Raw genomic sequence first — 10633 nt, 5'->3', positions numbered from 1 at the left:
CAGGGTCTCCTTGAGCGGGGCCACGAGGTGCTCGACGGCCTGCTGGCGCCGCTGGAGCTCGCCCGCGGTGCCTGCCGCGTAGCCGCCCGTGTTCGCCGGGCCCGCGGAATATCCACCGGTGCCCGCACCGCCCGCCGGGTAACCGCCGGTGCCGGTCGCACCTGGCGAGTAACCGCCCGTGCCTGGGCCGCCCGCACCGCCCGCGCCGGGGCCGCTCTGCCGTCCCAACCCGTAGCCACCGGCGTCGGACGCGCCGCTGAACCCGCCCTGCCCGTAGACGGGCTGCTCGGACGACTGCCGCGGCGTGAACCACTCGGGCGTCTCACCGGAGGCCCCCGGCGCACCGGCCCCGGGCACGCCCGCGGCTCCCTGCGCGGGCATCCCCTGACCGGGCGTCCCGCCGGCGGGCGCACCGGGCGCACCGCCCTGGAGGCCCTGCCCGGACGGCCGGCCCTGGCTGTCCCGGGCGCCGAACCAGTCGGACGACCCGTCGTTCGCAGGACCGAAGACGGGCGTAGCGGGGTCGTAGCCGTCCTCGCCCGCCCCGTCGGGGAAGTCATTGCGATGACGTCCGCTCATGCCTGCCCTCGATTCACCAGAAACCCGCCGATGTTCCCCGGCACTGTAGTAGTACGAACCAGAGGTTACAAAGAACTCAAAACTGATGATGACGCAGGTCATGCGCGTGCGCCCCGGAAACCCCGGCATCCGTTCGTCCCGCTACGCGATGCGATCGCCGCGATACCGGGCGCCAGGGCAAACGGCGGCCCGGCCAATCAAGATCAAATATCGAGGGGATTCGGCCACAAGTGGCCTGAAGTCACTCACTTCTCAACAGTCCCAGGGCCGATCGGCTCCCGCCGGACGGCCGCGACGCCCACCGGACCCGGCAGAATCGGGGGATGGCACGCCTGGTTCCCGTCTCCGACCCCGCCGATCCGCGCCTCTCCGACTACGTCCGGCTACGGGACGTGAACCTCCGCAAGAGCCTGGAGGCCGAACATGGCCTCTTCGTCGCCGAGGGGGAGAAGGTGATCCGCCGCGCGGCCGGCGCCGGCTACCCCGTCCGCTCCCTCCTCATGGCGCGCCGCTGGGCGGAACCGCTCGCCGACCTCCTCGACGGCCTCGACGCCCCCGTCTACATCGCCGACGACGCGACCATGGAGGGCCTCGTCGGCTTCCAGGTCCACCGCGGCGCCCTGGCGTCCTTCGAACGCCTCCCGCTCCCCACGCTGGACACCCTCCTAACCGGCCCACCCCCAGCGCTCCCGAGAACATCGAACGCCCCGGCCCCTCCAGGCGCCACAGAGACTCCGAGCACTCCGGACGCCGCAGAGACTCCGAGCACTCCGGACGCCGCAGAGACTCCGGGCGCTCCGGACGCTCCAAGCGTGGCGAGTGCTGCGGGCGTCGCGGGCGCTCCGAGTGTGGCGAGTGCTGCGGGCGTCGCGGGCGTCGCGGGCGTCGCGGGCGCTCCGAGGGCCGCGGACACTCCGCATGCTCCGGGTGCTCCGAGTGCTGCGGGTGCTCCGAGCGCTGCGGGCACTTCGAGTGCCGTGGACGCTCCGCATGTCCCGGGCGCTTCGCATGTCCCGGGCGCTTCGAGCATCCCTGGCGTGTCGGGGAGGGCTCCGCGGCGCGTGCTCGTCTTGGAGGACCTCGTAGACCACGGCAACGTCGGCGCGATCTTCCGGTGCGCCGCCGCGCTAGGCGTCGACGCGGTGCTGCTGTCGCCGCGATGCGCGGACCCGCTCTACCGGCGCGCGGTCAAGGTGTCCATGGGCGCCGTGTTCGCCATCCCCTACGCGCGCATGACCGACTGGCACAACGACCTCGGCAGGCTGCGCGCCGCAGGCTTCACCCTGCTCGCCCTCACCCCCGACCAGTCGGCCGTCCCGCTGGAGAAGGCCCCGGCGGGCGACCGCGTCGCGCTGATGCTCGGCTCGGAGGGCGACGGCCTGTCGTCGCACTGGCTCCGCGAAGCCGACGAACCCGTCCGCATCACCATGAGCCCGGCGGCGATGAACGCGGGCGTCGACTCCCTCAACGTCGTGGCCGCCGCCGCCATCGCCTGCCACACACTGACCCACCTCTGACCACGACCCCAGCCCCGACCACCAGCGCTGGCCACCCGGGCCCGGACGCCCACGTCCGGGGATCACCGCGTCCAGGGATCACCGCGTTCGGAAGTCACCGCGTCCAGGGATTATCGCGTCGGGGAATCACCGCGTCCGGGGATCACCGCGGCCTGAACGCCGCGCCGTCGGGGTCACTTGGCGAACATGCCTCGGCGGCCGCGGCGGTGCGCGCCCTTGGACTTGCGGGCCGCGACGGCGGCCGGCGAGTTCCGGCGTCCGAGCCGCAGCTGGGTCAGCAGCAGCGAGAACGCCACCAGCAGCGCCGCCAGCCACGCGATCTGCGTGCTGGCCATCCGCTCGAACGTGAGCTCCTGCGCGACGGGCGCCTTGTTATTGCGGATCCGGCTCACCGGCACCGTCGCCCCCGGACTCGGCGCCGCCACGGACGGGCTCGGCGCCGCGATCGGCGGCAGCGCCACCTGCGGGTTCTGCGCGCCGAACGACGAGTTCGGCGACGGCAGCACGCTCCCGGCACCCCCCGCGCCGGTCGTGGTCCCGGTCGTACCACCGGACCCAGAGCCAGAGCCGCCGCTCCCGCCACTGCCGCTTCCCGAACCACCGCTGGACGAGGACGACGGCGTCGGCGAAGGCGACTTCGACGGCTTCGGTTTCGTCTTCGTCGGCGTGGGCGTCGGCGACGGCTTCGGCACCACGTACGTGAGGCTGGTCGTGGCGGTCTTGGCCGCCAGGTCGGTGGCGGTGACGGTGATGGACAGCTTGACCGTGAGCGTCTTCTTGATGCTCTTCGGCACCTGCACCGTCGAGGTCACCCTGTCGCGCTCGCCGTCCGCGAGCTTCCCGACCGCGCAGCCGTCCGAGGTGAAGGGGGCGGCGCACTCGCCGCCCACGGTGGCCTTGGAACTGCTCGCCTTGATGCTGGTGACCTTGATCCCCGAGACGCTGCCGCCCTTCGCGGTGATGTAGGTGATCACCGACACGCGCTCGCCGGGGTCGGGCCTGGTGACGAGCGGCGTGGCGCTCACCGTGAAGGTACCCGAGGTCTCCGCGGGGGTGGAGGTGGTTTCCGAGGGGGACGGGGAAGGGGACGAGTCCGACGGGGTCGGTGCCGCCTCACCTACCGCGGACCCGGACCCTGCGGCCAGGACGGCCGCCGTTCCCAGTCCTACGAGGATCGGTTTCACCGCCGATCGGGTGACCACCACCGCCGCCGCACCTCCGTCGCGTCGCCTTTGAGCGCCTGAGCCCCGGTTCGCCTTACCCGGATGTCCGTCACCGGAATCATGCGAACACGGATCTACGAACCATTTCAACCCCGAGTTGCCCACGGACGTCGATCATGTGAACTCCTCGCGGAGATCCTCGACCTCCGACGCGGGCGCCCACGCCTGCCAGACGCCCTGGTCGATGCGGTCGAGCCCGAGCCGCTCGGCCACCGGCGCCCGGCCGCCCGCGTACTCGACTCGCAACCACGTTTCGTGCTCGCCTACCACGATGAACCGCTCGCCGCGCCACCTGCACGTCGTCCGCGCGTACCGCAGCTCCTCGATCTCGGACGCCGGGACGACGCGCCGGAACCGGCCCGGCCGCAGCTCCTCGAACCCGTCGGTCGGCTCCGGCGCGTACAGCCGGACCTCGCCGTCCGCGCCGGGTGCCGCCTCGAAGTCCCGGCCCAGCCAGCGCGCGACGTACCCGTCTCGGATCACTGCCCGGCCTCCGTCCGTCCGTCCCAGCCGTCGGCGCCCGTGGCCGCCTCGGGTCGCAGCCACGCGAGCCGGTCCGGATCGTACATGGCGACGAACCGCTCGGACCGGTCCATGCCGAGGTAGTACATCTCCGCACCGTAGGGCAGCCGGACGCTGTCCACCTTGTACTCGCGGATCGAACCGGCGCTGCCCGGCGCGAACCCGGTGCCGAGGAACGGCGGCCGCTCGATCACCCAGCCCGCGTCGCCCCAGGTGGCCATCTCCTCCTCGTCCCGTCCGCCGAACGGCACCCGGTAGAGGTCGGGGCAGTAGGCGGGCCATCTGATGACGTAGACGCCCTCGTCCGATGGGGAGAAAGGAGAGTCCTCGTAGAGGAGCCCCAGCGCCTCGTACAACTGGACGGGCGTCTGGAGTTCGGTGACGTCGCCCGTCGGATGCACGAATCCGCCCACGCGGTCGTAGCCCTGCTCCAGGTACCAGCCGACATGCCCGTGCGGGACGACCTTCTGCATGATGGTCGGCTGCACGACGCGGTCGGTGTCGAAGTCGGACGCCGCCGACGGCGTGGGCCGCATCCCGGCGACGGGCTGCCGCGCCGGCACGTCCGCGAACGGATCCGCCTGCGGCTCAGGCTCAAGTTCCGGCTCCGGCTCCGGCTTCGGGGAGGCCGCGAACGAGTCGGGCGCCACGGTGTCGTGGGCCGTCACGTCCGGGGATGGATCGCTCGGCAGCGGCATCTCGGTCCTGGGCTGGACGAGCCCCACCCGGACCGCCCACTCGCTCAACGCCTGCACCTGGTCGCCGCCCAGCGACGCGCCGATGCGCGTCCCCGGGTTGAGGAGCATCGCCCAGTCCTCGCGCGGCCACGAACCGATCAGCTCGCGGAACTCGGCGTACACGAACCGCGACTCCGGCAGCACCTCCCGCAGCCGCACCAGCGACGTGAACACCCGCACCGCCGTGCCGTTGTGGAGGGCGGCCTCCCAGCGGAAGTCGTCCTGCACGGGCGTCACTTCGAGCGGCGCGTCCTGCGGGATCGGGACCAGCACGTTCGCCGCCAGCAGCACCCGGAGGAACGCGTCGGAATCGCCGCTCTGCGCCGCCTCGTACAGCTCCTGGTCGATCCGGTTGCCCGGCTCGAACTCAGGCTCCACGGGACGCAGCCGCTGCGGCGCATCCCCGGCGGCCGGAGGGTCTGGGACGGCGCTCGGTGTGTTGGGGGCGGCGGTCGGCGCGTCCGATGCGGCGGCCGGCGCGTCCAGTGCGGTGGACGACGGTGACGTGTCCGGCGTGGAGGGCTGCGGGGCCTCGGGCACGTCCGGTGCGGGAGTGTCCGGGGTGCTGCGCGGACGGCCGCTCAGCGCCCTGACCTGCTCGCCGGGCATCGTCGCGTCGATGGGCGTGCCCGGGTTGAGGACGAGCGTCCACCCGGTGTCCGGCCAGGCCGACACCATCTCCAGCAGGCTCGGCATCACGAACCGCGACGAGCCGATCGCCTCGTTCATCCACTTCAGCGACGTGAACACCTGGATGGAGAGCTGCCCGTGGACGCCCACCGGCCGCCACGGGAAGTCCGGATCGTCCGGCGCGATGCCCCACGGCGTCTCCGGCTCGGCCGGGACGAGGACCTGCGCGCCCAGCAGCACCTTGAAGAAGGCGTCGGTGTCCCGCCGCCGCGCCGCGTCGAAGAGCCGCTGCTCCACGTCGTTCTGCGGCTCGAACCCGTCCGTCATGCGCTGCGCGGCGCGCTGGTCGGCCCACCGGGCGAGCCCCGGCAACTGCTGCGCGAGGATCGTCCCGCCCGCCGGGGAACCGGAGTTGATCGCGAGCTGCCAGTCGTGCTCCGGCCAGTAGCGCAGCACCACGGCGAACGGCAGCTTGATGTACTCCGTCCCGGCCCCGGCCGTCCGCGCCGCCTCGATCAGCCGCTCCGGCGACGTGAACACGGGCACCACGGTCGAGCCTTGCAGCTCCCTGGTCTGCCACGGGAAGCCAGGACGTCCCGGACGCAGCGTGTAGTCCATGTCCTCAGGGATGGGCAGCAGCACCTCCGCCCCGGCCATGGTCTGGAGGAACAGGTCGTGGTCGTTGTTTGCGGCGGCCCGCAGCAACTCCCGCTCGACCTCGTTCGCCGGACGGAACTCCGGCCGGGGCTCCTCGCGCGGCAACTCGCGGTGCTGCGCCTGCAACTCCTCCCAGGGCGCCCCGTCGTCTTCAACGGCCGCCGGCCGCGTCGGCTCGACCGAAGGACTCGGCACATCGCGCCCGGCCTCGGTCGCCGTCGGCCCCTCCTGCGCCCCGGCGCCGCCGCTCGCCGCGCCGCCGGACGAACCCGCCCCGGCCTGCGGTACCGCGTCGCCGACGGCCGACGTCGCACCCGTGACGGAGTCACCCGGCAAGCCAGCGGAAGCCGCGCCGCCCACGCCAGGCGAGGCCGAACCTTCCTCGCCGTCCGGGCTGCTGTGCGCACTTGAGCCTGGTTGCGAGGCGGAGTCGCTCCCCGCGCCGGGTCCACTCTGCGGCGCAGGATCCCTAGGCGTAGCGGACTCACCGGCCGGAGCGCCCGCCCCGTGCACCCCCGCCGCCCCAAGCCCAGCCGAGCCACCACGCGGGGCCAACTCGCCCGGACCCGCCGAGCCGCTCTGCGCCGCCGGGTCGCCCGGACCTGCCGAGCCCCCACGCACCGCCGGATCACTCGGGTTCACCGAGCCGCTCGGCGCCATCAGATCACCCGGACCTGCCGAGCCACCGCGCGCCGCCGAGTCGCCTGGACCTGCCGAGCCGCTCCCCGCTGCCGGGCCGCCCGGGCCTGCCGAGCCGCCGCGCGCCGCTAGGTCGCCTGGGCCTGCCGAGCCATCATGCGCCGCCGGGTCGCCCGGGCCTGCCGGGCCGCTGCGCGCCGTCGCGTCGCCCGGAGCTGCCGGGCCGCTGCGGGGCGTCGGGTCATCTTGAGCCGCCGGACCATTGCGCGGCGCTGTGTCCCCCGGCGGGACGGTGCCGTCCTGCGGCGAGGTAGGTCCTGCTGAGCCCGGGACGCCCGAGATGGGCGTGACAGCCTGCGGGCCGGTGTCACCGTATGGCGCGGACCCGCCGGGTGACGTTTCCCCCGGCCGCGTCGGTAGGTCGCCTCGCGATTCGGGTCCTTGCGGTGGCGTGAACCCGGTCCGCGTAGCAGCGGTGTCCTGCGCACCGATGCCGTCCTGCGAAGCGGTGTCGCCGGGCGCGCCGTGGGCAGCCGGGCCGCTCGGGGTTGTCGGGCCGCTGTGAGTGCTCGCAGTCCGTGGTGGGACGGTGCCGTCCTGCGACGCGGCGGGGTCGGCCTGGGCGCCGAGGCCGCTCTGTGGTGAGTCGCCGCCGGGTGCTGTGCGGCCGCCGGTAGAAGTGGAGGCGGCGTGCGATCCGGGTGCGCCGTGGGCGGTGCGGTCGCCCGGGATTGTCGGGCTGCTGTGAGTGCTCGCAGTCCCTGGTGGGACGGTGCTGTCCTGCGACGCGGCGGGGTCGGTCTGTGCGCTGAGGCCGCTCTGTGGTGAGTCGGCGCCGGGTGCTGTGCGGCCGCCAGTAGTAGTGGAGGCGGCGTGCGGGCCGGGTGCGCCGTGGGTGGGGCGGTCGGGCGGGGTTGCCTGGCCGCTATGGACGGCCGGGCCGCCTGGCGTCGCCGGGCTGCTGTGGGCGGTCGGGGCGCCTGGTGGGACGGGGCCGTCCTGGGGCGAGGTGGGACCTGCCGGGGCCGGGCCGCCCGAGATCGGCGTGATGGCCTGCGGGCCGGTATCGCTGTGGGGCGCGGGGCCGCCGGGTGAGCGCGTCCCTGATTGCGTCGATGGGCCGCCTTGCGATCCGGGACGCGGTGGCGTGAGGCCAGCGCGCGTCGCGTCGTCCTGCGCAGCGGTGCCGCCGGACGCCGCGCCGGGCGGGATGGTGCCGCTGGCGGCGGTCGGGTCGCTCGCGGGCGCAGGAGTGTGCTGCGCGCCTGGACCCGCTTGCGAAGTCGGGGCGGTCGGCGTGCCGGGGCCGCCTTGCGGTGCTCCACTGGGCGCGCCGAGGTCGCTGGACGGAGGGCCAGCGGCGTGCGATCCGGGTGCGCCGTGGGCAGCCGGGTCGTCCTGCGGTGACTTGGCGCTGGACGTTATGGGGTCGCCTGGCGCGAGGCCGCTGGCGGGAAGCGCGCCGCTTTCCAGTGGCCCGCCGGGTGCGGTGAGGTCGCTGGACGGGGACGCCGCAGCATGCGATCCGGGCGTGAGGTGTTGGGCGGGGTTCGCCGGGGTCGCTCGGTCGCCATGGGCGGTGGGGGCGCCTGGGCTGTTGTGCGCGGTTGGGGCGCTTGGTGGGACGGGGCCGTCCTGCGGGGAGGTGGGTCCTGTCGAGGTCGGGCCGTCCGGGATGGGCGTGACCGACTGCGGGCCGGTGTCGGTGGGGGAGCCGGGCGTGGGCGTCCCTGGCTGCGGCGATGGACCACTTTGGGACGCCGACGCGGGCGTGGGTGCAGTCGGTTGGGTGAGTCCCGTGCGTGCTGCGGCGTTGCCCTGCGGAGTCGGGCCGCTGGGCGGTGCGTTGGGTGGGATGGTGCCGCTTTGGGAGGCCGAGTCGCTCGCGGGGGTGGGGATGTTCGGCCTACCTGGGCCCGCTTGTGAAGTGGGGACGCCCGGCGTGCCGGGGGCTGCGAGGTTGCTCGGCGAGGATGCCGTGGCGTGTGATCCGGGTGTGCCGTGGGCGGTGGGGTCCGCCGGGGTCGTCCGGCCGCCATGGGCGGTGGGGTCGCCTGGGCTGTTGTGCGCGGTTGAGGCGCCTGGTGGGACGGGGCCGTCCTGCGGGGAGATGGGGCCTGTCGAGGTCGGGCCGCCATGGGGCGTTGGGTCGCCCGTGCTTGAGACGGGTGTGACTGCCTGCGGGCCGGTGTCGCTGCGGGCGCCGGGCGCGGGCGTCCCTGGCTGCGGCGATGGAGCGCTTTGGGACGCGGACGCCGATGCGGACGCTGATGCGGGCGTGGGTGCCGTTGGTGGGGTGAGGCCGGGGTGCGCTGCGGCGTCGTCCCGCGGAGCTGCGGCGTCCTGTGGAGAGGTGGGGGTGCCGGGGGCTGCGGGGGGCGGCATCAAGCTGCGCTGCGCAGCTGAACCGCTCTGCGCAGCTGAACCGCTTTGCGCGGTCGGGGTGCTTTGTGCGGTCGGGGCGGGGCGCGCGCCGGGGACGGCTTGTGTGGGGCCGCCTGGGGGCGGTGGGGTGTCGGTGGGACGCGTGTGCGGCTGAGGGCCGGTGTCGCTCGGCGTGTGGGCGGCAGGCTGGGGTGGCAGGTGCCCGGAGGAGCCCAGGCCGCCGGGTGCGCCCGGAACGCCCGGGACGTCCTGGACGCCGGGCGTGTGAGTGGGCGTGTACTGCGGTGTCGTGAAGCCCTGCGGCGGGACGGACCCCAGGCCGGGGGACGGGGATGGGGACGGGGCCGAGCCCGAGGCCGGGGGCATCAGGTCGGGGCGGCCCACCTGGGGTGGGCGGCCATCGCCGTCGGCGACCTGGCGGACGAACCAGGCGGGCAGGCGGGCCTCGATGGGCAGGGCGATGCCCGTGGCGCCGCGGGCGGGGGCGTCGACGGCCAGCCACCAGCGGGCGTCGGGCCAGGTCGCGGCGAGGTCGCGGAACCGCAGCGTCATGAAGTGCCGGTAGGCGGGGCCGAGGCAGGCGCGCATCGCCGCGGCCGAGGTGTAGACCAGGACGTGGACGCGGCCGTCCTCCTCCTGGGTCGGCCAGGACGGCTGGGCCTCGTTGGCCAGCACGCCGTCGATCAGGTCCGGTGGGACGGGGACCACGAGCTCGCTGTCCGCGATGAGGCGGAAGTAGCCCTCCTGGTCTCCAGTCCGGACAGTATCCTCCAGTCGGCGCTCAAGTTCCGACGTGGGTCGCCATGCGTCGGCCACGGCCGGCACCCCCTGTTTTCTCCCGCCACGTCTTGCCATCCCCGACCCGCCGGAGCCGGGTGGGCGGTCCCGGCGGGAAGTCGCGCGACTGCCTACGCTACATGGGCGAACAGGAACAAAGAGCCTAATCGCCGGGCTGGACGTTCGACTTCGCAGGTCAGCGGCCTGCCAGCGCGGCGAGTGCGGCGATGAGGCGGTCGATGTGCGCCGCGGTGGTGCCGGCGCCGAAGCTGGCGCGGACGGCGGTTCCGTCGCCGCCGAGGCAGTCGCCGCCCGCGGTGCCGACGAGGTGCCGGACGAACGGGTGCGCGCAGAATTTACCGTCCCGGACGCCGATGCCGTGCTCGCCGGAGAGGGCGAGGGCGACATCTCGGGCGCTGAGGCCGTCCACGACGAACGAGACGATGCCGACGCGGGGGCCTCGGCCGCCCCACAGGGTGAGCTCGTGGACGCCGGGGATCGCGTCGAGGCCGGCGCGGAGGCGGGTGAGGAGGCGCTCCTCGTGCTCGGCGAGGGCGTCCCAGCGAGCGGCGAGGGTGTCGCAGGCGGCGGCGATGGCGATGGCGCCGAGCACGTTGGGGGTGCCCGCCTCGTGCCGCTGCTCGGGCCCGGGCGCCCAGCGGACGTCGTCGCCGTGGCCGGTGACGGACGCGCTGGCGCCGCCGCCCTTCAGGTAGGGCGCGGCGGCGCGGAGCCAGTCGCCGCGGCCGGCGAGGACGCCGGCACCGAACGGCGCGTACAGCTTGTGGCCGGAGAAGGCGGCGTAGTCGAGGCCGAGCGCGGTCATGTCGAGGGGACGGTGCGGGACGAGCTGCGCGGCGTCCACGGCGATGCGGGCGCTCGCGGTCGGGAAGCTGCCGAGCTGGAGCGCGCCGCGCTCCCCGCTCGCCACCGTCCGCAGCTCCCGCTCCAGCGTCGCGAGCGCCGA

At 74.3% G+C, this 10633-nt stretch carries 4 protein-coding genes and 3 pseudogenes; 2 read left to right on the top strand and 5 right to left on the bottom strand.

Annotated elements, in window-relative coordinates:
- Positions 1 to 579 (bottom strand): annotated as a pseudogene (locus tag E1300_RS42720) (hypothetical protein); the annotation flags it as partial.
- A gap of 323 nt (positions 580 to 902) precedes the next feature.
- Here E1300_RS42720 and E1300_RS54250 point away from each other — a divergent pair.
- A pseudogene (locus tag E1300_RS54250) lies at positions 903 to 1253 on the top strand (TrmH family RNA methyltransferase); the annotation flags it as partial.
- Between the two features lie 381 nt (positions 1254 to 1634).
- Positions 1635 to 2096 (top strand): annotated as a pseudogene (locus E1300_RS42710) (TrmH family RNA methyltransferase); the annotation flags it as partial.
- Between the two features lie 173 nt (positions 2097 to 2269).
- Here the strand turns inward: E1300_RS42710 and E1300_RS42705 are convergent.
- The 4 genes from E1300_RS42705 to E1300_RS42690 all read right to left on the bottom strand — a co-directional run.
- Positions 2270 to 3121, bottom strand: coding sequence for a hypothetical protein (locus tag E1300_RS42705; protein ID WP_131762989.1), 852 nt, complete (start codon positions 3119 to 3121; stop codon positions 2270 to 2272).
- A 312-nt stretch (positions 3122 to 3433) separates the two neighbouring features.
- On the bottom strand, positions 3434 to 3802 hold the full coding sequence (locus E1300_RS42700; protein WP_131762988.1) for a UCP033725 family protein: 369 nt from the start codon (positions 3800 to 3802) through the stop codon (positions 3434 to 3436).
- Positions 3799 to 9744, bottom strand: coding sequence for an SseB family protein (locus E1300_RS54375; protein ID WP_131762987.1), 5946 nt, complete (start codon positions 9742 to 9744; stop codon positions 3799 to 3801). Before E1300_RS54375 ends, E1300_RS42700 begins: the two co-directional genes overlap by 4 nt.
- 118 nt (positions 9745 to 9862) lie before the next feature.
- Positions 9863 to 10633, bottom strand: a 771-nt coding sequence (locus E1300_RS42690; RefSeq protein WP_131762986.1) for an aminotransferase class V-fold PLP-dependent enzyme, incomplete at its 5' end; no start/stop codon positions are given.

The sequence above is a fragment of the Actinomadura fibrosa genome, from assembly GCF_900659615.1.
Lineage (GTDB): Bacteria > Actinomycetota > Actinomycetes > Streptosporangiales > Streptosporangiaceae > Spirillospora > Spirillospora fibrosa.
This window is presented reverse-complemented; position numbering and strand designations above follow the sequence as displayed.